The organism is Halobacteriovorax sp. JY17 (assembly GCF_002753895.1).
GTDB lineage: Bacteria > Bdellovibrionota > Bacteriovoracia > Bacteriovoracales > Bacteriovoracaceae > Halobacteriovorax.
Genome location: NZ_NJER01000001.1, coordinates 1,711,073 through 1,734,268 on the forward strand (window position 1 = coordinate 1,711,073; position 23,196 = coordinate 1,734,268).

24 protein-coding genes are annotated in these 23,196 nt (G+C 35.6%); 11 read left to right on the forward strand and 13 right to left on the reverse strand.

What is annotated here, in order from left to right:
* Nucleotide 1 precedes the first annotated feature (1 nt).
* Entirely contained in the window at nt 2-1,102 is a 1,101-nt protein-coding gene (locus CES88_RS08090; RefSeq protein WP_290733202.1) for an aspartate kinase, read from the forward strand.
* Here the strand turns inward: CES88_RS08090 and CES88_RS08095 are convergent.
* Both CES88_RS08095 and CES88_RS08100 read right to left on the reverse strand, forming a co-directional pair.
* Nucleotides 1,035-2,144, reverse strand: a complete 1,110-nt coding sequence (locus CES88_RS08095) for a CpaF/VirB11 family protein (RefSeq protein WP_290733203.1) — start codon at nt 2,142-2,144, stop codon at nt 1,035-1,037. The two genes, CES88_RS08090 and CES88_RS08095, sit on opposite strands and share 68 nt — an antisense overlap.
* On the reverse strand, nt 2,141-3,520 hold the full coding sequence (locus tag CES88_RS08100; protein WP_290733204.1) for a hypothetical protein: 1,380 nt from the start codon (nt 3,518-3,520) through the stop codon (nt 2,141-2,143). Before CES88_RS08100 ends, CES88_RS08095 begins: the two co-directional genes overlap by 4 nt.
* On the opposite strand from CES88_RS08100, the gene CES88_RS08105 reads away from it, so the two are divergent.
* Entirely contained in the window at nt 3,519-3,647 is a 129-nt protein-coding gene (locus tag CES88_RS08105) for a hypothetical protein (protein ID WP_290733205.1), read from the forward strand. The genes CES88_RS08100 and CES88_RS08105 overlap by 2 nt on opposite strands.
* 68 nt (nt 3,648-3,715) lie before the next feature.
* Here the strand turns inward: CES88_RS08105 and CES88_RS08110 are convergent, their stop codons facing one another.
* From CES88_RS08110 to CES88_RS08125, 4 genes are all read right to left on the reverse strand, one after another.
* A complete protein-coding gene (locus tag CES88_RS08110; RefSeq protein ID WP_290733207.1) occupies nt 3,716-4,009 on the reverse strand; it encodes a hypothetical protein in 294 nt (97 codons plus the stop codon).
* The gene (locus CES88_RS08115; RefSeq protein WP_290733208.1) at nt 3,993-4,454 is read right to left on the reverse strand and encodes a hypothetical protein; all 462 of its coding nucleotides are present in this window, start codon (nt 4,452-4,454) and stop codon (nt 3,993-3,995) included. The genes CES88_RS08110 and CES88_RS08115 overlap by 17 nt, the downstream gene beginning before the upstream one ends.
* Before the next feature lie 117 nt (nt 4,455-4,571).
* The gene (locus tag CES88_RS08120) at nt 4,572-5,156 is read right to left on the reverse strand and encodes a hypothetical protein (RefSeq protein ID WP_290733209.1); all 585 of its coding nucleotides are present in this window, start codon (nt 5,154-5,156) and stop codon (nt 4,572-4,574) included.
* 238 nt (nt 5,157-5,394) lie between these two features.
* Nucleotides 5,395-5,574 carry a hypothetical protein gene (locus CES88_RS08125; protein WP_290733210.1) on the reverse strand — a complete coding sequence of 60 codons (180 nt, stop codon included), beginning with the start codon at nt 5,572-5,574 and terminating at the stop codon, nt 5,395-5,397.
* A gap of 172 nt (nt 5,575-5,746) precedes the next feature.
* Here CES88_RS08125 and CES88_RS08130 point away from each other — a divergent pair, with 172 nt between their 5' ends.
* Nucleotides 5,747-6,394 carry an SPOR domain-containing protein gene (locus CES88_RS08130; protein ID WP_290733212.1) on the forward strand — a complete coding sequence of 216 codons (648 nt, stop codon included), beginning with the start codon at nt 5,747-5,749 and terminating at the stop codon, nt 6,392-6,394.
* Between the two features lie 56 nt (nt 6,395-6,450).
* The gene (locus CES88_RS08135) at nt 6,451-7,524 is read left to right on the forward strand and encodes a mannose-1-phosphate guanylyltransferase (protein ID WP_290733213.1); all 1,074 of its coding nucleotides are present in this window, start codon (nt 6,451-6,453) and stop codon (nt 7,522-7,524) included.
* On the opposite strand, the gene purB is transcribed toward CES88_RS08135, so the two are convergent.
* The 4 genes from purB to CES88_RS08155 all read right to left on the reverse strand — a co-directional run bounded on the left by purB (nt 7,519) and on the right by CES88_RS08155 (nt 11,559).
* Complete coding sequence (gene purB / locus CES88_RS08140; RefSeq protein WP_290733214.1) at nt 7,519-8,844, reverse strand: adenylosuccinate lyase; 1,326 nt, start codon at nt 8,842-8,844, stop codon at nt 7,519-7,521. The genes CES88_RS08135 and purB overlap by 6 nt on opposite strands.
* A gap of 45 nt (nt 8,845-8,889) precedes the next feature.
* Entirely contained in the window at nt 8,890-9,651 is a 762-nt protein-coding gene (locus CES88_RS08145; protein WP_290733216.1) for a hypothetical protein, read from the reverse strand.
* A complete protein-coding gene (locus tag CES88_RS08150; RefSeq protein WP_290733218.1) occupies nt 9,651-11,114 on the reverse strand; it encodes a TolC family protein in 1,464 nt (487 codons plus the stop codon). Before CES88_RS08150 ends, CES88_RS08145 begins: the two co-directional genes overlap by 1 nt.
* Before the next feature lie 82 nt (nt 11,115-11,196).
* Nucleotides 11,197-11,559, reverse strand: coding sequence for a hypothetical protein (locus tag CES88_RS08155; protein WP_290733220.1), 363 nt, complete (start codon nt 11,557-11,559; stop codon nt 11,197-11,199).
* 74 nt (nt 11,560-11,633) lie between these two features.
* Here CES88_RS08155 and kdsB point away from each other — a divergent pair, with 74 nt between their 5' ends.
* Genes kdsB through CES88_RS08175 form a run of 4 tightly spaced genes read left to right on the forward strand, consistent with a single transcriptional unit; the run spans nt 11,634 to nt 15,344 of the window.
* Nucleotides 11,634-12,407: a 3-deoxy-manno-octulosonate cytidylyltransferase gene (gene kdsB / locus CES88_RS08160; RefSeq protein ID WP_290733222.1), complete on the forward strand. Its 774-nt coding sequence runs from the start codon at nt 11,634-11,636 to the stop codon at nt 12,405-12,407.
* Entirely contained in the window at nt 12,355-13,992 is a 1,638-nt protein-coding gene (locus tag CES88_RS08165; RefSeq protein WP_365992752.1) for a CTP synthase, read from the forward strand. Before kdsB ends, CES88_RS08165 begins: the two co-directional genes overlap by 53 nt.
* Nucleotides 13,982-14,791 carry a 3-deoxy-8-phosphooctulonate synthase gene (gene kdsA, locus CES88_RS08170; RefSeq protein ID WP_290733226.1) on the forward strand — a complete coding sequence of 270 codons (810 nt, stop codon included), beginning with the start codon at nt 13,982-13,984 and terminating at the stop codon, nt 14,789-14,791. Before CES88_RS08165 ends, kdsA begins: the two co-directional genes overlap by 11 nt.
* Nucleotides 14,781-15,344, forward strand: coding sequence for a hypothetical protein (locus tag CES88_RS08175; protein WP_290733228.1), 564 nt, complete (start codon nt 14,781-14,783; stop codon nt 15,342-15,344). The genes kdsA and CES88_RS08175 overlap by 11 nt, the downstream gene beginning before the upstream one ends.
* On the opposite strand, the gene CES88_RS08180 is transcribed toward CES88_RS08175, so the two are convergent.
* Nucleotides 15,331-17,451: an ATP-binding protein gene (locus CES88_RS08180; RefSeq protein ID WP_290733230.1), complete on the reverse strand. Its 2,121-nt coding sequence runs from the start codon at nt 17,449-17,451 to the stop codon at nt 15,331-15,333. The genes CES88_RS08175 and CES88_RS08180 overlap by 14 nt on opposite strands.
* On the reverse strand, nt 17,438-18,523 hold the full coding sequence (locus CES88_RS08185) for a substrate-binding domain-containing protein (RefSeq protein ID WP_290733232.1): 1,086 nt from the start codon (nt 18,521-18,523) through the stop codon (nt 17,438-17,440). The genes CES88_RS08180 and CES88_RS08185 overlap by 14 nt, the downstream gene beginning before the upstream one ends.
* Nucleotides 18,524-18,650: 127 nt before the next feature.
* On the opposite strand from CES88_RS08185, the gene CES88_RS08190 reads away from it, so the two are divergent.
* Both CES88_RS08190 and CES88_RS08195 read left to right on the forward strand, forming a co-directional pair.
* A complete protein-coding gene (locus CES88_RS08190) occupies nt 18,651-18,908 on the forward strand; it encodes a DUF493 family protein (RefSeq protein WP_290733234.1) in 258 nt (85 codons plus the stop codon).
* Between the two features lie 33 nt (nt 18,909-18,941).
* The gene (locus tag CES88_RS08195; RefSeq protein WP_290733235.1) at nt 18,942-19,970 is read left to right on the forward strand and encodes an NAD(P)H-dependent glycerol-3-phosphate dehydrogenase; all 1,029 of its coding nucleotides are present in this window, start codon (nt 18,942-18,944) and stop codon (nt 19,968-19,970) included.
* Here CES88_RS08195 and CES88_RS08200 read toward each other — a convergent pair.
* On the reverse strand, nt 19,967-22,207 hold the full coding sequence (locus CES88_RS08200; RefSeq protein ID WP_290733236.1) for a thioredoxin family protein: 2,241 nt from the start codon (nt 22,205-22,207) through the stop codon (nt 19,967-19,969). The genes CES88_RS08195 and CES88_RS08200 overlap by 4 nt on opposite strands.
* A gap of 163 nt (nt 22,208-22,370) precedes the next feature.
* Here CES88_RS08200 and CES88_RS08205 point away from each other — a divergent pair, with 163 nt between their 5' ends.
* Nucleotides 22,371-23,159 carry an ABC transporter substrate-binding protein gene (locus tag CES88_RS08205; protein ID WP_290733237.1) on the forward strand — a complete coding sequence of 263 codons (789 nt, stop codon included), beginning with the start codon at nt 22,371-22,373 and terminating at the stop codon, nt 23,157-23,159.
* Nucleotides 23,160-23,196 lie beyond the last annotated feature (37 nt).

The following is a 23,196-nucleotide window of genomic DNA, read 5'->3' on the forward strand; positions in this document are numbered from 1 at the left end:
CTTGAGAATTTTTAAATTTGGTGGCAGTAGCGTAAAAGATGCTACTGCCATGAAGCGAGTTGCAAATATTATTTCAAGTCACGAGAAGTGTCGTGTCGTTGTTGTTAGTGCAACGAAGAGTACTACTAATGAATTGGAAGTTATTGCAAATGCTTCAACTCTTTCGGAAGTAAATCTTACAGAAAAACTCATTCAAAAATTAATGAATAGACATAGAGATATCACTAGAGAGCTTGAATTAGATATTGAGTTATCACTATTTGAAATTGAAAGTGAACTTTTTGAAATCTCTAAAAGTATGAATGGTGACGGAAAAGTTATTTCAAAGAAAATGGATTCTCTCTACAGTATTGGAGAGAGGTTATCTAGTTTAATTCTTTCAAGGTATCTACAGAGAGTTTCTTCAAAGAATGTCATACTAAAAGATATTCGAGAAGTTTTAAGAACAAACGATCAATGGAATTTAGCCTCTCCTTTAATTGGAGAGACATTGAAAAATATTGCTAAATGGGGTGAGATTTCTGAGAGTGACTTAATTATAACTCAAGGATTTATTGGCTCAACAATGACTGGGGAGACGACAACTTTAGGACGAGAAGGATCTGACTTTAGTGCGACGATTCTAGGAGAAGTTCTAGATGCAAGTGAAGTTACTATTTGGACTGATGTCGCAGGGGTTGCTACATGTGACCCACGAGTTTTAAGTAGTGCAAGATTTATCCCTCTGCTGAACTATAAGCACGCGGCCCTCTTGGCCCATTTTGGAGCTAAAGTTCTCTTTGAGAGGACATTAGAGCCAGCGATTAGAAAGAAATTTCCAGTACTAGTTAAGTCAACTCTCTCTCCTGCTGAGTCTGGAACTCGAATTCATGAACTTCCGATTAAAAGCGGTCCAATAGGCCTTGCTATTGATAAGGATATTCTAACTATTGTTGGTGAAAAATTATTAGCAAAGGATATTATTCTTCCTCTGAAAGAACTTTCTGAGTTTGAAATCTATAAGCAGACTGATGAATATATCAGTTTAAAAATTCTTAACGAAGATATTGAAGTTTTTGCGGAGAAAATACATCCTTGGATTCTAGAATATCTTCATAATTAATTTTTCCAGCTTCATGACCAAGCAATTCAATTGCACTTTTAACTTTCTTATTTTCCATGAAAATGATGATGTCAATTCCTGTCGATATTAGTTCTAGAGCAATTTCATTATTCATTCCACCAATTCCGGAGTAAAGGCAAAGAAGGGTGGAAATTCTCTTTGGACAATCCATTGCACTACTTGCATGAAGAGTTGTGAGTATTCCCTTATGACCAGTATTTGTACTTAAGATAAGTGGCACGACCTCGTGGGATCTTATTTCTCCGAGAACAATCCTTTCTGGGCGCATTCTAAGGGCGTAGGAACAATAGTCACTTAAAGAGTGACGAGGCTTTTCACTCGCTACAAGCCTTGTTGTTGTAGGCCCTGGAGATTTTAGCTCTAGTGTATCTTCAATTATAAAAATGTGCTGATTTTCCTCTGAGTAAGTAAGAAGGGAAGATAGAAAAGATGTTTTTCCTGAGCCCGTTGATCCACAAACAATAATATTTTTCTTCTCATTAAACTTCTCTAAAATAATCTCCTTATCTTGAGAGTTATTAAAGAAACTTTCTATTGAGTAGGACTCTTGACTATGGAATCTTATAGAGCACTTATGAGAATGTTCTTCTGAAAGAGAGGCATGAGTTAGAGTCACACGAATGTTTCGACCAAGTTTACTGGCCTTGAAGCTTACAAATGGGCTAGAGATATTCCAGTCAACTTTATATTCTAAACAGAGAAGCTTATAGCTTAAAGTAATATCCTTAAAATCTAAGTCTGTAGAGAAATTAGTTGTTCTCTCTTTTTGGAAATATTGAATACTTTCTTCATTGTGAATAATAATTTCCTCAAGCCCATCTCTCATTTTTAAAAAACTAAAGTGACAAATTGTTTCAAACCAATTATTTAATTTTTCCTTAGGTAGAAGTATATGCCAATCCTCTCCAAACTCTATTGTTAGGTTTGTATGAATATTTGAAAGACTTGGATAGTGGCTTCGGCTAATGGAATCATTTATGTATTTTCTTGAAATCTTATAGATATCTTCTGCTATATTCATGGGAATCTCTCCAGTTGTACAAAGAGTTTAATATTCTTAAAAGTTTCTATTTCTGATGTTGAGGAGAATAATCTTCCAAGGATTGGTATTCTTGATAGATAGGGAAGAGAGCTATCCTCACTCTGAATTCCTTGATGGCCAATGTCAACAATCTGCAAGGATTCATTTAGTTGTAACCTCACTCTGGATTTTGTTCTATTTGAACTAATCGTTGCATTGGCGCCATTAGAAATAGGTCTAGATAACTCGGTTTCTATGTTTAAAAAGAATTGATCATTCTCCTTTTCAATTTTTGTCTTTAATTTAAGACCGGCAAATTTCCAATTTGTTGTAAACTCATCGTTCGACCCTTGAGTAAAAGGTATTTCACTTCCAATACTAATTTCACCTTCATTATTAATTCTTGTCATAAGTTCTGGAGTAGCAATAGAAGAGAGCTTAATATTCTTGTTTTCAAAATTTATTAAATTTTCACCAATAAAGGAATTTAAGTCTTTCTTTAAGAGAGCATAGAGATTATTAGAAATTTTATTAAGACCTAAGGAAAGTACTTCACTACTTGCGGACTCAAGTAAGATAAGACGCGTTTTTAATTTATAATTTGGGAGAAGAAGTGCCTCATCGGTTTGAATAAATATGATTGGAATATCACTTAACCAATAGTCAGTTATAGATTTTAAGTCATAATTTGACTTCGGGAGCTTACACTTAATGGGAATTGAATCAAATTTACAAGAAACATTGGTGATCTTATTTTTAATAAAATTCCCATAGATGAGATTTGCTATTTCTTTTTGTAAGTTTTCAGAAAGTTGAGTTTGATTATTAATTTCGAAGTTCTTATTTACTTTTTCTAGCTCTCTTGAAAAAGCTATTAACTCTTGTAGAGTTTTAATTTCTCCGCAGGCCATGATCGTCGAATTAACAAGGCTTGCTTTGAGACCGATTGAATTTAGAGTAAGGAGTGTCATTCGTGCCTTTGATATTTGCACTTTCGTATGTATGAAAATATTAAATTCTTGCGTTACTCCTCCTTTTCTCCAGACCTTTAGGGAGCTATGACCTTGCTGTTTTGCTCTGATCATAAGACTTTCTTTTGCTGCATAGTGTTTTATTGAAATGAGTTCTTTATTACTGGTGGCATAGTTAACAAGCCCGCTAACGGGGATTTTTCTGTACTCACCAATTGCTAAGTGAATAAATTGAATGTCAGTATTTTCTTGATTACAGCTACTTACGGCATTTGGTGCCAGGAGAATTAAGCAGTTAACTATTAATACTTTGACAACTTGGCCAGATCTAGGTAAAAACTTGGTTCTACTTCGCGTAGAATTAATAGAGAAATTTAAGTTTTTAAGATATAGGAGAGTAATCATGGTATCTAATACAAGAATTACAAAAACTAGAAGATCAAATAAGAAAGTTAAAGCTGGTTCTAGAAGAAAGGCTGCGAATAGAAACAAGGGTACAACTCCTAAGTTCGCGATCCACCAAGACAAGTAATCGCTTTTTTGATTTAAGGGCAACTCGATTGCCCTGATAAATTTAGCCCGCCATATAGTGGGCTTTTTTTATTTCCAGTAAACTCCAAGCATTTCTTCCATTACTTCCTCGTTTCTATAAACCAGTTTGACTTCCTTATTTCTATCTAAGCAGATGTGAGTTGCTATTACTTCTTGTTTTTGACATGGTCCATACTCGATCTTGTATATGTCCTTACTGACTTTAAAGCGCTCATTCATAACTTTCTCAATCTGTTGCATCGACTCCTTATCACTTCCTTCATATGTAATTAAAACGAAAGGAGTGTCCTTAGAAAAAGAGTTTAAAGAGAGGAGCATGAATAGACTAAAAACTAATTTCATAATTTTTCCTTTCGCTAGTAATCACTTTTCTTAGCGGGATTAATTTCCAGTTATTTGGCTTATTTATTATCCAGGAGGATTTATCTTTTGGAATTTCAAGTGTTACGAGAAGAGCTCCATCTGGAGTCTTTTCTCGTAACACTATTTGAACACTTTCTATTTCTTGAAGAGATTTTTGATTGATTAAATTCGCCTTTTCTTGATCTTCGGGAACTATTGAGTCAACTTCTAATTTAATAATGGTATGATTTATACTTAGCTCTTTCGTGACTTGTGTTATCTCCTGCGTAGGAGAGTCTTGAACAAGTGTTCTCGCTATATGTGATAAAAGAAAAATGATAAGAAATTGAAAGAGAAGTTTCTTTCGATCTTGCTTACTTTTTTTCTTGGTAGACTCTTTGTACATTTGAAGGGGTGAACTCATTCCACTTTCTTTCGAATTCATATAAATCTCTCTTTTCTACAATTTTTAAATGGGAGTCAATCTTTACGAAACTAGCTAGACAGCAAGTTAACATAAAGAGAAATATTGCCAATTCTATTTCTGCAAATCCTTTTTCATTCATATTTCATAGACCTTAGTGAAGATTTTTACTTCTTTACTAAACTTGTTATCGACTTTGATTGATGATTTGAGAATAAGAACGTTATTAAGAGAGACATTTTTTTCATTAATGGAATAGAAGTATCCCTTCTTTGTTCTCTCTATTATTGTGGTTTGATCAAAGCTTCTTTGAAAGGAGACTTTCGCTCTCATTTTATAAGGAGAATTTAGAAGAATATTGACCTTAGTCGTCTTTGCGCATTCATTAATTTTGTAAATATCCTTATAAAACTTAATCAATTTGAATTGCTGTAAAGACTTTAAAGAAGTCAGCGCCGCTTTTGCTGGCGTCGATATTTGAGGGAGTGGAGCTTTTGAAGCATAGTAGGAGATTTGAATAAGTCTATTGGTTTGGTTGATATCACCTATAAATTTACTTTGGTAAAAGTGTGATTTCCTCATACATAGAAGAGATTTGAGTCTAACTCTATTATTCTTTAAAGAAATTAACTTTGTTAGAGTCACTGTACTTATTCCACTTAATGCCATTAAAAGAGTAAGGCATAGAAAAATTTGGGTAGAACCTCTTTGATTTAGCTTCATTTCTTTAAGCCTATTACTTTATCAATAGTGATAAATTCTTCGTTGACTTGGACTTTTAATATTTGATTACATTTAAATAGTGTTTGATTTCGGTTCTTAACTATTGCGGAGGTTATCTTCTTGAGAAGAAGGTGATGCTTTTCACTCTGACACCTTGATTCTTGAGCAACACCCCACGAGCCATAAAGAGCGAGAAGAGAGATTTTAAAAATAAGTGTAGTCTTTAAAATCTCCAAATCTATCTCGCTGGAATGTGCTTCACAATATCCTTTCTCATCTTCTCAACTCTCGTATGCACGCTTTCGCCAAATTGTTTCATCGCGACTAGGCAAAATATACCCACCAATGATGAAATGATGATGTACTCCATAAGACCTTGTCCTTTTTCATTTCTTAAGATTTTCTTTGCTATAGACATGAGTTCTCCTTTATTAATCTTCGATGATTAAAGGCTGCACAGGCTTTGCCAAAGTTGAGTGCCTGATGTTGAGAACTTAGAAAGAATTAGGTTCAGAAATTGTACTAGTAGGTAAAAATAACTACTCGTAATTACGATTGCATGCAAAATTAGAGCAGATTAAAATAGGGGAATGGAAGATAAAACTAAATTATACGTATTTGCTAAAAAAGAAGTGTTCTTAATCTTTGTGTTTATGATTCTCATATCTATAACCTCATTTCTACTTGGAGTTAAGATTGGAGTGAATAACTCTTTTGAGAAGTCGGGCTATAGCCAGGACGACATGAGGAAGGTCGAAATTCTCTCTCCTGCTGAAGAGAAAGTCGAGGAACTTGAAAAGTCAGCTCATACTAGTGATGAAGAAACTTATAAGGCCTTAAAAGAAAAAACGGATATGGCACTAGAGAAGAAAGTCGACGAAGAGTTTTCTACAGGGTCAAAAACACAGTCGCAACCGGCGGCAACTGTTGAGGAGGCAAGATCTTCGGACCTTCCTCAGTTGGAAGTCAATTCAGCACCAGTGAAAGATAAGTTGAGTGGAAAACACACTATTCAAGTTGGTTCATTTCCTTCAATTAGCGAGGCTGAACTCTTTGCTAAGGGTTTTAAGGCAAGAGGCTATACTACAATTATTAATGAGAAAGATTTAGAGCATAAAGGAACATGGTTTAGAGTTAGTATTGGTGTTTTTGATAATATCAGCGCAGCAAAAGATTATGTCATTGAGCATAAATCTCTCTTTAGTTCTTCTGAGTATCGTTTCGTTCAATTTGATTAATTTCAATTCTTTAAATTTATTGTTATAATAATCCCATAACTTACAAAGGTAATTTTATGGGAAATATATATAGCTTAATTATGGCCGGAGGACAGGGGACACGCTTTTGGCCAGAGTCGACATCTAGAAAACCTAAGCAGTACCTATCACTTGTTTCAAATCAAAGTCTACTAGCGGATACTTTAGATCGCTTAGATGGACTTGTAGGGAAAGAGCAAAGGTATATTGTTACAGTTAAGGAGCAAGAGTCTTTGGTTCTTGAAGACTCTGCAAGTAAAATTGGTGCAGGGCAAGTTGTCTTTGAACCAAGTGGAAGAAATACCGCACCCTGCATTCTACTTTCTTTAGCAACTCTTTTGAAGAACGGAGCGAGTGAGAGTGATGTTGTGGCAATTCTTCCTTCTGATCATGTTATTTTAAATAAAAATGGGTTTCAACAATCAATCCAATCCGCAGCAAGTGTTGCCACAGAGAAGAAGAGAATTATTACTATTGGGATTCCTCCTCACTTTCCTCATACAGGCTTTGGATATATTCAAACTGGTGCCGAGCTTAGTGAGAATGCATTGGATGTAATAACGTTCAAAGAGAAACCAAATTTAGAAACGGCGATAAGCTATCTTGAATCTGGAAAGTATTTGTGGAATGCTGGAATGTTTGTCGCAGAAATAGGAGTTCTTCTAGGAGAATTTAAAGAGCATAGTCCAGAAATTTACTCATTCTATGACGAGCTATATGCAGCGATTGGAAATGATAGCGAAGTCGCGAGGACTTACTCCAAATTACCATCAGTTTCTATTGACTACGCCATAATGGAGAAATCTAAAAAGATGGGTCTATGTAAGGCCAATTTCGATTGGAATGATCTAGGCTCATGGGATGCTCTTTCAACTGTAGTCGATGAGACGGAGGGAAATACTCTCGTCAGTGCTAAGAACCACTATTTTGAAGAGGCTAAAGGCAATGTTATTTATACACCTGATCAGTTCGTTGGACTAATTGGTGTAGAGGACTTAATTGTTATTGCAAATGGGAAATCTGTAGTTGTTCTTCCTAAGAGTGATTCTCAGAAAGTGAAAAATATCGTTACTTATTTAAAAGATAAAGATTACGGAAAAGATCTCTTATAGATTTTTTCCGCAAGGATATGCTGTAGTAACTCTTTCAAAAACTTTATCGGTTGTCTTTAAGAAAATATTCTTAATTTCTTGTTTACTTGGTGTCGCAAGCTCAAGCGTTGTACCCTTCTCTTTTAGTAACCTTTGCATACTTTGATGAAAGACCTCCGCACTTTGCGTTTTGCTGGCTTCAAAGCTTGCTTGTTGAACAAGGGTGTAGAGATCATCTCTTTTAAAGTTAGTACTTTCAATTAAGTGATGTAGATAGTAGCTCGATAGGTAGGTACAGTTTTCGAAAACTCTATTTGTTATAGCTTCTTCATTGAAAACTAAATTTTCAACTGTGGACTTGAGTCTTGTTAGGGAATATTGAAGAATTCCAAAAGCATCTGGAAGATACATTCTTTCGGTTGAAGAGTGGGAAATATCTCTCTCGTGCCAAAGTACAATATTATCCAAGGCGATACTCATGTGAGAACGGAGCATTCTGGCCATTCCGGTTAGGTTTTCTCCACTAATAGGATTCTTCTTGTGGGGCATAGTTGAAGAGCCCTTTTGGCCTTTCGCAAAGCCTTCGTTGAGTTCTCCCACATCGGACCTGTGAAGGTGTCTAATTTCAACGGAAATTCTTTCAATGGCAGAACCGATGAGGGCAATTATTGAAATAAGTTTTGCTATCCTATCTCTAGGAATAACTTGTGTACTATGCTCTTCCGGGAAAACGCCGAGTTCTTTCGCTGCAATAGCTTCGAGCTCTGGAGTCAAGATAGTGTAATTTCCAACTGCTCCAGAAAATTGAACGCGCAGATCGTTCTTATAAAAGTTTTCTAGTTCTTCATATCTACGACTAAATTCGCAGTAGTGACCTAGAAGCTTTTGTCCAAAACTCATTGGCTCTGCGTACATTCCATGTGAGCGGCCAATCGTTACTAGGTCCTTTGTTTCCTCTGATCTATTATAGAGGGCCTGCAAGAGTTTTTTGAACTCAGGAAGAATTTGCTCTAGAGATTGCTTAATCTGGAGAGTGAGGCCTGAGTCGATAATGTCGCTTGAGGTGACACCGAAGTGGAAGAACTTTCCAATTTCAGGTTCAAGATTCTCTGTAATGGAAGTGCAAAAGGCGATGATGTCGTGCCTTGTTTCTTTTTCTATTTCTAATATTCTTGGAACATTTATAACTGCAGTCTTTCTTATTGTCTCGCTCGTACCTTTTGGAACTCTTGTTCCTTCAAGTGATTTTAAGATAGCTAATTCAACATCTAGATAAGTTTGAAACTTATTTTCTTCAGTCCAAATATTAGAAATTTCTTTCTTATCGTAGCGAGAGATCATTTAATAGGCTCCAAGTATTATTCGGTATTCTTTAACCGATAAAGTTTAAAAGTAAAAAGAAAAATCTAAAGCAAAAGAAGTCCACTGCAAGAGAAGAGATCTAGCACTTGTCGTTTCTGTATCAGAAGCCTGGGCCCTTTTCACATGTGCGATATTATAATTAAATCTCGCACCCCAGTGAAAAGTATTACTTGTTCTAAAGTGTACACCTAGATCTGCTTTCATCCCAGGACCGCTATAGGATTCACCTAGGTCTGTAGAGGTCTTATTATAATTAATGAAGGCTCCCATCGTTTCAAATAGGTTATCACTGGAGAATAAAGTTTGAATAAGACTTGTTCTGTAGGAAAGTCCTGTTCCAAGTGTAATTGTTTTGAGAGACTGTTCAGCTATCTCATCGCTTGTAAAACCTGGAAATTGAGCGTTATCATCTGCAACTGCTTTAAACGTAGCAGTACTTTGAGCTCCATAAAATTCCCACCAAGCTCGGTCAAGCTTTTTAGCATATTGAAACTCTAGGCCAGTGACATCCATTGCCTGCATTGGGTTTGTATTAACATTATAAAGTAAGGAGACGCGTGAGTTATCTTTACTGGTTGAGTAACTGTCTAATGAAAGACCCGCTTCGATATCGTAGTTCTTAATTCTTAATTCTTCATCAAGACTTTTTTCTTCCGTTGATTTTCCTGACCTGAGATATTTCAGATCTCCTTCAAGTTCGTCATCAGTTGGTGGAATATTTGATTGCGCAAAACTCGTACTCATCGTGATTAGTAATATCAACAGAGTTTCTAATATCTTTTTCATTACTTTTTACCTTTCTTAAAGTCTTGTGTCAGGTTTTCGAAAATTTGTCCCGGAAAGTCTTCTAGACCTGCAGTGGTCGCAAGCTCGACTTTATTATATAGGTGTAGAAACTTACTTTGTTCGAGTAGGATTTGCGCATCAGTTAATTCAATAAGTGTATTTTTGAAATCAATATAGCGAGCTTTCTTATTCATATAATTTTCTAAAATAGTATCAAATGATTTCTGTAGAGTAGGGATTCTAGCATCTAGAATATTAATCTGATTTTGAAGGTGCTTAACAGTGAAGTACTGAGACTTGGCAAGAGCTTGAGTATCTCTTTCTGCTTGGGCCTTTCTTGCAAATGCTCTGTGTTTTGAAAGTACAGAACTCTTTGTCGTACGACCATTTAAGAGTCCACCTGTTCCGGTGAGTGTCCACGTTGCATTGATTGAAGCCACAATATCAATATTTGAATTTCCTTCTCCAGTTGAATAGGTCGTTCTATTTGTATTTGGACTAAAGCGGTAGTCGTAAGCACCTAGCTTCATACTGATTTTTGGTAGAGGAAGATTATTCTTAAGTGCTAGTTCGTAACTTCTCTTGGCATTCTCCACGTCTTTTAGAGCATCGAGCGTATCTGGATTATTCTTTGCTGCTAGACTTAGAATTTCACTTAATGGAGTTGTTAAGAGTTCATACTTCAGACTCTGCTGAAGAATGTACTTTGTACCCACTTCATCATTTATTAGATTAGCTATTGTTTCATTTTGTAGTTGAACTTCGTTTCTAGCTTCTTGAAATTCGTTCTGTGCCCTAAGATATTCGGATCTTGCTAGATAGTAGTCTTGTTTTGTGATTTTCTTTAAAGAAATTTTCTCTCTATTTAATCTATAAATAAAAGAAGCGTGACGAAGTTGATCTCTCTTAATTCTTTCCTTCTCATTTAGAAAATAGAGCTTGAAATAAGAAATAATTAAGTCGTGCTTTAACTCTCTCGTCGCCTCACTAATATTTTCCTTAGATCTCTTTATATCTGCTTTAGTATTTAGATAAGGAAGATAGTCTTTTCCCCAGTTGAAGAGAGTATAGTCTCCAAAGTTTAGGGCCAGAGCTCCATCGGGTCTCTTATTTCTAGGAATAGAGTTATTACTTCCACTCTTAACTGTACCAAGGCGGTGTTCAGGACTAATAAGAGTTATGTTGACTCTGGGAATCCAGAAATCTTCCCAAGTATCGTCCCACTGCAAATCTAGAATTTGAGAGCTATATTTTCTGATTTGTTGACCGTGGTTCTTTCTTAGACCTTGTTCAATTACATCATTTAAGTGTAAGGCCTTAACATTGAGTCTGTCCTGAGACGTCTCATCAATTGTTTGAATGTAACTCTCGGAGTTTAATTGTTTTGGTGTGGGTTGAGCAAAAGTGGCTCCTGCAAGAAGTGCAGTCACTGCTATCCCTGTTTTCTTAATGAATCCGTTCATTTAAATGTCTCTTTTTTCGTGTGTGTGTAAGAAATGATACGAAAAAAAACAGGGCCTGAAAAGGGAAGTTTTTAAAGATTATTTATAGTGTGAGTCCGGGGCAGCCGGTACGAACAATACTTTCTTCAAGGTGAGTAATTTTAATGAGAGAGAGGCGAAGTTCATTTTTTAATTTACCGTAATTTTCTATTAACTTAACCTTTACCGTTTTCTTTTCTTTGGGAACATACTTTAGAAGCTTTCTGTTTCTAGTGATTAATTCCATGAGTTTTTGCTTATGAGCAACCTTCTGGTTTCTCTTGTCTAATAACTCTTCGCATCTTCTAGAGATACTCGGATCAGTAATAACAGTATTTTCATAGTCTTGGGCCTGAATCGAAGAGAGTTCGAACAGGAAGCAAAGCGTAAATATAATAAAAAGTAATTTTCTAGTTATCATTTTCATTAATTATAATAACATAGCTTGGAAGATTTAATCTAAAGTGTTAAATTCTACCCTTAAGATCACGGAGTCGATTTTTGAATGAATTAAGAGTTCTCGTACTCATTCCTGCTCGCTATGCGTCGTCGAGGTTTCCTGGCAAACCTCTGGCAAAAATCTCTAAAAAATCAATGATCCAAAGAGTTTATGAAAATTGTTTGGGAATAAAAAACCAACTTAAAAACTCAGTTGTTAGTGTTGTTACAGACGATTCAAGAATCGAAGATCATATTAAGAGCTTTGGTGGTGAAGTTGTTCGTGTAGATGATGATGTAGCTTCTGGCTCAGAACGAATCGCACTTGCCCTTGAGAGGTTTTATTCAGATAGAGAATGGGACTTTGTGATCAATGTACAAGGAGATGAGCCACTTATTGAGAGCGATCTTCTGTCGAGGCTTGCTAAGTATCATTCTGAAAGTGACTTTGATATGGCCACTGTCGTAAAACCATTTTCTGGAAATGAAGGTGAGCATTCAGATGTAAATAAAGTAAAAGCAATTTACAGTCCTGTACGCGGACAATGCCTCTATTTTTCAAGAGCGCGTCTTCCATATTATAGAGATCAAGTAGAAGCGCAGGATTGGTTTCTTCATATTGGAATTTATTCATTTAAACCAAATATTCTAAAAGCTTTTTGTAAGCTTCCGCTCTCGCACTATGAGAATATAGAAAAATTAGAACAATTAAGAGCGCTAGAGAATGGTTATACTATTGGCGCCATAAAAACAGAAATGACATTAATGGGCGTAGATGTCCCTGATGATATTAAAAAACTTGAAGGAGTACTCCGTGAAAGGGAAATCGAGTCCTAAGAAATTTATTTTTATTACTGGAGGAGTGGCAAGTTCTTTAGGGAAAGGCCTTGCTGCTGCAAGTATTGCAGGTCTTCTAGAAAGAAGAGGACTCAAAGTTAATATGCTTAAAATGGATCCTTATATAAATGTTGATCCAGGAACGATGAGCCCAACTCAGCACGGAGAAGTTTTTGTGACTGACGATGGTGCTGAAACAGATTTAGATTTAGGTCACTACGAGAGATTTACTTCGCTGACTTTGAGCCGAACAAGTAATTTCACAACAGGTCAGGTTTATTTACAAGTCATTGAGAATGAGAGAGAGGGAAAGTATCTTGGAAAAACTGTTCAAGTTGTTCCCCATATCACAGAAGAAATAAAGAGAAGAATTCATATAGCTGCTGAAGATACTGAAGTTCTTCTTGGTGAGATTGGTGGAACAGTAGGAGACATTGAGTCACAGCCTTTTGTTGAATCCATTAGACAACTTGCTCAAGATGTTGGCCCTGAAAATGTACTTTTTGTTCACTTAGTGCTTGTTCCGTATCTTGGTGCGGCAGGTGAGTTGAAAACAAAGCCGGCGCAACATTCAGTGAAAGAACTTAGATCGATGGGGCTTTTTCCTCACATTGTTATTTGTAGATCGGATAGAGAAATTGAACAGTCTCTAATTGATAAAATTTCTCTATTTTGTAATGTGCAAAAGGAAAATGTTTTCCAATCTATTGATGTCGATACAATTTATCAAGTACCACTGAGTTTACATGCCCAAGGTCTTGATCAGAGAATTGCAAATCTTCTTGGTATCTGGGCCGCAGCTCCAAAAATTGATGATCTTGAGAAAGTTGTTTACAACTTTAAGCATCCTCTTAGAAAAGTAAAAATTGGAATAGTTGGAAAATATACTGAGCTTGTAGAATCTTATAAGTCATTGGACGAAGCCTTAAATCATGCGGCCAATTCATGTCAGCTAGAGCTAGACCCTGTTTATATAGACGCGGAAGACTTGGAAAAAGGAAAGGATTCAATTCTTTCAGAGGTTCAAGGTATTCTCGTTCCTGGTGGTTTTGGTCAAAGAGGGACGGAAGGAAAAATTCAGGCAATAAAATTTGCAAGAGAAAATAAAATTCCATTCTTTGGAATTTGTCTTGGAATGCAGCTTGCTATGATTGAGTTTGCTAGAAATATAGTAGGTCTAGAGCAAGCAACGAGTGAAGAATTTGGCAGTGCAGGGGACCTGGTCGTTCACTTTATGGAAGGTCAGAGTCAAGAGGGAACTAAAGGTGGTTCCATGAGGCTTGGTGCCTACGAGTGTGACCTTGCTGATAAATCGTACGCGAAGAAAATTTATGGAAGCACTAAAATTAGTGAGAGACATAGACATAGGCTTGAAGTTAATAATTTATATACGTCGAAAATTAGTGATGCTGGAATGATTATTTCTGGAGTGAATAAAGAACTTGATTTAGTTGAAGTTGTAGAGCTTTCAGATCATCCTCACTTTATTGCTTGCCAGTATCATCCTGAATTTAAATCTCGTCCGTATACTCCACACCCATTATTTAAATCATTTATAGAAAAGGCAGATCAATATGGAAAATAAGAAAATGGACTTTTTTATAGGTCCTTGTGTTTTAGAAAGTGAAACGCTTGCAATGGATATTGCAGGCAAATTAGTTGAAGATCTAAAAGAGTTTGAAGATAAGATTCAATTACATTTCAAAGGAAGTTTTGATAAGGCCAATAGGTCATCGATTGATTCCTATAGAGGCCCCGGAATTGAAGCAGGTCTTAAGATTTTAGAAAAAGTAGGAAAGACTTACTCTCTACCTACTATTACTGACTTTCATCACCCTGAACAGGCCGAGCAGATAGCATCAGTGGTTAAGACATTACAGGTTCCGGCTTTTCTCTGCCGTCAGACTGATATGATTTTAGCTGGAGCCGAGGCGTGTGCTAAGTATAGTGGTCAATTAAAAGTTAAGAAGGGACAATTTTTAAGTCCTGAAGAAACTAAGAATATAGTGGATAAGGCCTTAAACTTCTTAACTAAGGATCAAATTCTATTAACTGAGCGTGGGACGAGCTTTGGTTATAATAACCTCGTCGTTGATATGGCCAGCTTTCAGATCATGAAGAGTTTTGGAGTTAGAACTATTCACGATGCCACTCACTGTGTTCAAAGACCTGGAGGTCTTGGAACAATTACTGGTGGAAAAAGAGAACAGATCTTTACTCTAGCAAAGGCCGCTGTTGCAGCAGGTGCAGATGGTATTTTTATGGAGTGTCATCCAAATCCTGAAAAAGCTCTATCTGATTCGGCAACTGCTCTGCAAATTGAAAAAGTTAAAGAAATCGTCAGGAAATTAATTCAGATCAAGGACGTTGTTAATGCAAGTTAACCTAAGAGATGTTGCAGAAAAATTTAAAGATAAGCTTTTAAAAATTAAAGTTGTCGCGTTTGATGTTGATGGAATATTAACTGATGGCAGAGTTTGGTATAGTGGCGATGAGATGGGATGGAATCGTTTTACAGATACGCGTGATGGTTACGGTCTCAAGATGCTAAAGAACTTTGGTTTTAAAGTTGGAATAATTACTGGGGGAGATTCTCTTAGTGTGATTAAGAGATTCAAAGAAAATCTAGGTCTTGATTTTGTTTACTACGGAAATGAAGACAAGAGAGAGTCTTACAAATTACTTCTTGCAGAAGGGTATCGCCAGGATGAAATTCTCTATGTCGGGGATGAGTTCTTCGATGTTCCACTGATGATTGCAAGTGGATTTTCAGCAACAGTTCCTGTTGCTTCTGAAGAAGTTCGAAGAAAAGCTGACTATGTCACTTCTGTTTCAGGAATTGGTTCTGCCAGAGAAGTTATCGATATTTTAAGGTATGCTCATGGGCTTTACCCTGAAGTTTTAGACTTAGACGGTAATATTATTAACTTTGAGTAGGTTTTCCAATAGGGATGCTTACTTCGAAGTGAGCACCACTTTCTTGTGCTTCACTTACTAAAATTAAATCACCAGACATCTCTCTCATGAGCTGTCTGGAAATGCTTAGACCAAGTCCTGTTCCACTCCCCATTCCCTTTGTTGTATAAAAAGGAGAGAATACTTCTTCTTCTATTACTTTAGGAATTCCTGGGCCTGAGTCGATGAAGTGTATAACACATATATCTTCTTTGACTTCTGTTGAAATTTTAATTTCTTTAATACTTGAATCTTTTAAAGCATCAATTGAATTGTTAATTAAGTTTACAAGGACTTGGGAGAATTGAGTTTCTTTCGTTATAATATTAAGAGTTGTATCAAGAGAAGAAATATCTAATTTGATTTTATTCTTCTTCATTTTTTCTTCAATAAAGATAAGAGTTTTAGAAAGAATAGTGTTCAAATTCTTTGATTCAAGTTTATCTTTACTTCCTTCCCTTGAGAAATCTAAGAGATTCGAAATAATCTTTGAAGTTCTATTTACTGAGCTTTCAATATTTCTCATGGTTGTAGAAATCTTGTTTTTCTTTTCTTCGCTTTGTATTTCAATGAAGCTGAGCTCGTGTTCTAACATTGTTAGAGAGAGTGAAATGATACCCATTGGGTTGTTGATTTCATGTGCAATACTACTTGCTACCTCACCAATTGCAGCTAGCTTTTGATTGTGAATTGACTTTGATCTCTCTGCTTCTATTTGAGCCTGGGTTTCTACTTTCTCTGTATTATCTATACATTGTATGAAGATATAATCTTCTTTCTTATCTTGTATAAAGGTCCAGATGGTATTCTTCCATACTTCAGTACTTTTAAAGTTCATCTCCAGTTCAAAATGCTCGGATCTTTCTTTTAATGAGGTGAAAACCTTATTAAATTGTGAATTTTCTGTTAACACAGTATCAAGTAGAATATTTCCATTTTTCTGTTTAATTTGAAAAAGCTCTATTGCGGCTTTATTTGTTTGAATAATATTTCCCTTATAGTCTAGTATTAAAAGTGAAATAGGTGAGGAGTCAATGAACTTCGCTAGCTGAGATTTCTTCTTTTGAAAGTTATTAAAAACTTCAATGAAGTTTTCTTCAATGACATTAAACTCTCGAATGATACTTTTTCTTGGAACAGTTGGTATATTTCGAATCATCAGAAGATTAATGGTACTTAGCAATCCTTCAAGGGGAGGTGTTATAGTTCTATTGGCAAGATATATTGTGAGGATACATAGAAAAATAGATATGAAGAGAGTTAAAATAAAATTTATAATATATGAACTCTTTAGATTTTTAATATAGTCGGAGCTTGTTTGAAGAACAACTTTGAGCCGATTGTTTCCATCAATGGGAATACTCCCTATGAAAAATAGTTTACTCTTCACTTGTATAAGCTGATTAAAATCTGCAGTACTTATCTTGTGAATCTCTTCTTGACTGAGTTCCTGAGTTCCAGATACGAAAGTATTATTTACAAGAAAGAAAACGTTGTGATTATTTATCTTTTCAGAGAGTCCACTAATGAATTTATTTTTATTATTAATTATATAACCACTATGTATTGTTGCTAAAACACGGCCAGTGACTTTTGAGATAATTTCTTCTTTTGCAAAGATAATGACATTTTTATTCTCGGTAATATATAGGTTTAGTTCTTTTGGCAGAGGGTTGTTTGTAATGTAGTTTCTTACTATCTCTCTACTATTAAGTATGTTGAGGCTGACATCAATAATACTTTCTTCACCATCATAGGTTAGAAAAAGAAAATCAGCATCTAATGATTCATGTATGCCTTTATATAATGTATTTTCTATTTCTTTTTTATCTCCTCTTTCTAGACTTTGAATTAGAGATGAATTATTTACGTATTGAGACAGTTTGTTACTTCTTATATTTAACTGTGAGTTTATGAAAATTTGAGTGATCTTTTCTTCGTCTTTAAAATCATCAATAGTCTTGTCTCTAAGAAGTAGCATTGATGAATTAAACTGATTATAAAAGAGAGGGATCGTGACAAGAATGACAATGATGATAATAATCATTCCAAGGAGTACTGAAATCTTATAGTCTTTAGTTTCTTTCATTTGAATACCTAAAAGCTTTTTCTATAAGTGAGCTTATTTCTGGGCTACTTGTTTCTTTAGTTATGAGAGTCATACTGCCTGAGAAAATTTGAGGTACTTTCTTCGCATTACCTTGGAGGTCTAGTTTTATCGCTTCTGCTATAGCAATGGCACTATCGTCATTCATACGCATGACAGAGAAATCAATTCCATTTTTAGTTCTTAGAAGGCTATCTATTTCAGCACTTCCTCCTCCCCAGCCATTTAAGAGAAATTTATGGTCAGCCTTAAACATTTGCGCCTTAAGACTTATGTCTGTAGCACAAGATATGATTAAATCTATTTTCTTATTGCGACTAAAAAGGTCCTTAAGTGCAATTTCCACTTTCTTTGGGTTTGCATCTGTATAATATCTGCTTACAAGTTTCCATTTTCTATCTTTTGAGAGTTCCTTTATAGCGTAATCTCCCCGCATTTTACTAACATAGCCCTTAGAGTGATAAAGCACAGCGTAGCTTCCACCGTTAGGTAGTCTTCTTCCTACTTCTTCAATTAGTTTCTGTGTTCCTTCTTCATGATCAAAACCCACATAAAAGAAGGGTTGGTTCTTTTCCCAAGACTTCAAAGGTGTTGTTATATTTAGTAAAATTAACTTAATAGGAGAGTAGGCGAGAGTTTGATTAATCAACTTTGAATGCTCTTTGACGTTTAGAGTGAAAATTAGGTAATCAGGCTTCTTCTTTATTGCCTCTAGTATTTTTGCAGATTCTTTCTTAATATTTCCACCTGTAGGAGTAGGAATAACTTCAAGCTCAAAAGCAACTTTACTTTCAATAAGTCTCTTTTTGAGCGCCATTATATTTCTCCTCCAGTAATCAGATACTTGATCTTCTGGATAGATCATCACAATTTTTGTTTTCTTCACTTGTTTAATTGAAATTTCTTGAGCAGCGTTTTCGACTAATTCTTTAAAACTTCTTAGAATACTAATCTGGTGAGGATATTTATTTAAATAATCTTGATAATGCCAATACTCATCCGATGATGTAGTAAAAGAGATAACCAATAATAGAGCAGCGCATATAATCTTCAATTTATATCCTTTAAATATAACTACTTATCGGAAGAGCTTGATTTTACTAAAGTTCTTCTCTAAAACTTGACTCAAGCTCTAGGTTGTTTTAATTATGAGAGGTAATATTCAGAGTTTAGGATTAAGAATGTCAGAATTAGATAAATTTCAGGCCCTTTTAGATGAGGAGTATACTTGGCCAGCTCCCTACTTATTCAAGTTCATTGTCCCTAAAACAGAGTTAGAGACTCTGGAGTCCTTAGTTGAAGGGAATCAAATAACAGAAAAGCCATCAAAGCATGGAAAATATATTGCTGTAAGCTTCACTAAACTCTGTAATTCCTCTAAAGAAGTTCTGGATATGTATGCAAAGGTTTCTGCAATTCCAGGAATTCTATCTCTGTAGTAAACTATTAGTAGTTTAATTTTAGGAGAAGAAATGAAATATGATTACGCACTTGTTGTGGGCGCTGGAGCCTTTGGGACTTCTATAGCATCTGTTCTCGCAAATAATTTTAAGAAAGTTATTTTAAAGGTTAGATCTGAAGATGTTTATGAAAGCCTCTTAAGAGGAACCAATGAAGTTTATCTTCCAGGCATTGAGCTGGCCGATAATATTGTACCTGCACTCACTTGGGAAGAAGTCGATAGTAAGACAAGTGGAAAAATTGAAATTATTGTTTCAGGGCTTCCTACTGCAGGAATAAGTGACTTCTTTAAAGAAAACCGTGATCGTTTTTCAAAGTATTTTGAAGCTGGTGTACCCCTTGTTTCCCTCTCTAAAGGGATTGATCCAATAACATTAGAAATGGCCGATGATCTATTTTTTGATCTTTGGAATGAGCATAAAGAGTTATTTACTTTCTTGTCGGGGCCAAGTTTTGCGAAAGAAATTTTAGAGGAGCAGGTAACTCTTGTGACTGCTGCAGGGAGATCAAAGCATGTTTTAGAAAGTGTTTCTTCCATGCTTGATACATCATATTTTAAAGTTTTACCAAGTTACGATGTGAAAGGAGTTCTTTTAGGTGGAGCTCTTAAGAATATTTTGGCCATTGCTGGGGGAATTATTGAGGGACTAGGGTATAACCATAATACTAGGGCCGCCATGATTACTAGAGGAATTGCTGAAATGCTCCGCTTTGGAAAAGTTTTTAATGCAAGACCTGAGACATTCTATGGTCTAAGTGGAATGGGTGATTTAATTCTTACGACTACTGGGGAGCTTTCAAGAAATAAAACTTTTGGGTTAGAAATAGCAAAGGGAAGAAGCGCTCTTGAAATCATTAATTCACAAAGAACCGTTGTTGAAGGATTTAAAACAGCAAAAGCTGTTCATTTAATCTGTGAAAAATATGGAATTCGCGCAAATATTTTCCAAGGCGTTTATCAAGTTCTCTATGAAGAAGCTATTCCTGGAGAAGTACTAAAGAAATTAATGAAACAACCCAGTAAATTTGAGCTTGATTAATTCAAGCTCTCTTTAATTTCATTTATTGAAATAGTTTCTCCAAGATTTATTAATTTTCCATCCTTGTTGATAACAAAGTAGGCAGGAACACCAACAAAACCATTCTTTCTAAGCCAGCTTCCAATAACTTCATCTCTCTTTGTCCAATCAGCAAGAAGCAGATGAATATTCTCTTGCTCAACAAGGTCTCTAAAAGAGTCAGTTTCAATAACTAGTCTTTCGTTTACTTTACAGGTAAAGCACCACTTCGCAGTAAAATCGATAAAGACCTTCTTTCCTTCTTTAGAGTAAGAATTCATTTTCTCTTCTGACCATTTTTCCCACTGCAGTCCTTTTGCATTCTTCTCTTTTAGTAACATAGATCCATTTACCGTTGTAGATGTTCCTACTGGAGCTGAAATAATATTTACTACTAGGGCTATATAGAGAAGATGAAAAGTTATTCTCCAAACTTTAGATTTAGTAATCTTCTTTGATAAGTAGAAAGCAAAGAAACAAAGAAGAAGAGCAGTGTTGAGTTTAATCATTACACCGGCCATATTATCAGTTAGAGAAGAATAGACATCTATTAACCAAATAGTTGTAAGAAGTAGTGTTAATCCTAGGAATTTCTTTAAATTCTCCATCCACATTCCAGGCTTAGGGAGAAATGAAATCGTAGCAGGAAAAATTCCCGTTACTAGAAATGGAAATGCTAACCCAATTCCTACAGATAGAAAAATAGCTAAAATAGTTAGATTAGAAGATGTAAAAGCAAAAGTAAGTGCTGTTCCTAAAAAGGGGGCAGAACATGGAGTTGATAGAATTGTTGCGAGTACCCCTGATGTGAAATCACCAAAGAAGCTATCATTTGTTTCTAGGCCCCCTAACTTCGTTCCTCCAGGAGTTCTAAACTCAAAAAGTCCGAATAGATTTAGAGCGAAGATGAAGAGTACAAAAATCATTGCAAGTACAAATAAAGGAGATTGAAGTTGAAATCCCCATCCCACTTGTTCGCCGGCCTGTTTTAGAAGAACAATAGCTAGCGTTAATAGAGAGAAGGTCGTTAAGATACCAAGAGTATAACTTAGGTTATGTTTTAAAATTCTCTTCTTACTTTCAGCTCTATGCTGAATGAGACCAAAGAGTTTTATAGAGATTACAGGCAGTACACACGGCATGAAATTTAAAATGAGACCGCCGATAAAAGCTAGAAAGAGGTAGGTAAAGAATGAATTTTCTGAGGAGTCTGTTTGTGTCTGATTTTCTTTCGCTGCGACTTTGGACTTTTCATTGGTGATCACAGGAGTGAGAAGCTCCGTGAATTTTTCAAATCTTTCTGCGGCAGTTAGAGAGTATGTGTGAAAAGATTTCTTAATGGTATTTGTTTCTCCTGAAACAGGGTCGGCATAGAGAAATTTTAACTCATAAGGGGATTCAAACTTTCCATCTTTTGGAAGAGGAAGTTCAGGATCCATGTACTCGCCGTCCCATTCAATCGTATACTTCGCATAGAAGTTACCTTTCTTGTCTTTGAAAAGCTTTTCTCTGATAAAGTTAAAAGGCTCATGAGGAAAGGGCGTTAAAATATTCTTCTTTAAATCTACTTCCTTCCCCTGTAGTGACGTAAGGTTGTAGTAGAGGGTTAGTTTATTATCTTCATTTCCAGGAGCTTTCGCTAGGACAAGATCAAGTTGATTTGGAAATTCGATCGCTCGAGGTAATTTTTTAAAAATGTCTTGAGTACTTTCTGGAGATACTTCAAGTGTATTTCCAACAATACTTGTTATGGAGTAATTCTTTAATTCTCCGCTAACTTCTCCCTTTCCTGGAATACAGATATTCTTACAAACTAGCCAATTGGACTTTATATTGAAATGAGCGTTTGCAGCAGAGGTAGGAAGTTTAAAGAATAGAGAATAATCATTCTCATACCCAAAGGCGAGCATATCCCCCTCTTCAATATACTTTTGAGGCTCTGGCCATTCAAGTTCTTCAAGGACGGTGCTCTTTCCGTTAATTTCAAATTCATATTTTATTGGAAGACCTGCATCTCCTGGATTTTTCCAGTAGGTGTGCCAATGGGGATGGTTCTGATAATTCAAAACAAGGAAGTGATCAGTTTCAGTGCTTAGAGTTGACGCTGTAAATTTCACAGGTATATCTGGAACTTTTTCTTCTTTGCCATTACTCGCGCCTGAGTTTATAGAAAGGGTGAGTAATACTGTGATAATGAACAAAAGAGTATTCTTACTCATTTTAGGAGGCTCCATGTGAACTTTTCTATCTTCTATAGATATTATATATTATCAAATTATCGTTATATGCCTATTAAAGTTGAGGGATCTGACTGAAAAATTACCAAAAGTTAACAAATAAAGTGATATGATTTAAAAATTGACGAATATAAGAGGCTCGATAATGAAAAGATTTCCAAAATCTATTATTTGCATGACTGAAGAAAGTGTAGAGGTTCTCTACGCTCTCGGAAGAAGTGAATTGATTGTAGGAGTCTCTGCATATGTTGAGCGTCCACCTGAAGCGAAGAAGAAGAGAACTATTTCTGCTTTTACTCACGCTAATTTAAAGAGAATTATTGAAATGAAGCCTGATTTAGTCCTAGGTTTTTCAGATATTCAAAAAGACATTGCAAAAGACTTAATCGCAGAGGGATTAAATGTCTTTATTGCTAATCATAGAAGTATCGAAGGCATCTTAAATTATATCCAAATGCTTGGTAACCTAGTTGGTGAGAATGAGAAGGCTTCCTCATATATTCAAGAACTAGAAGAGAAAATATCTTACGCTAAATCTAAAGCTAAGACTTTCAAGATAAGACCAAAGGTCTATGTGGAGGAGTGGGATAATCCTCTTATATGTGGAATTCAGTGGTTTTCTGAAATCGTCGAAATTTGTGGAGGTGAGATTATACATAAAGAGAAGAGCCTATCATCACTTGCTACAGGAAGAATTGTGACAAATGAAGAAATTGTAGCGGCTTGTCCTGATATAATACTTGCTTGTTGGTGTGGAAAGAAAGTTGTCTTTAATCATATCTATGAAAGAGCAGGGTTCTCTAGTCTTCCTGCCGTCAAAAATTCTCAGGTATTCGAGCTTGATCCTGCTATATTTCTTCAGCCAGGGCCCGCTCCAATAGTCTCTGGAATTGATCAACTTCTCGAAATCTTTGAGAATTATCAGCAAACCTAAATAAAAATTCATTTTAATCATGCTTTTTCAAAGAGTC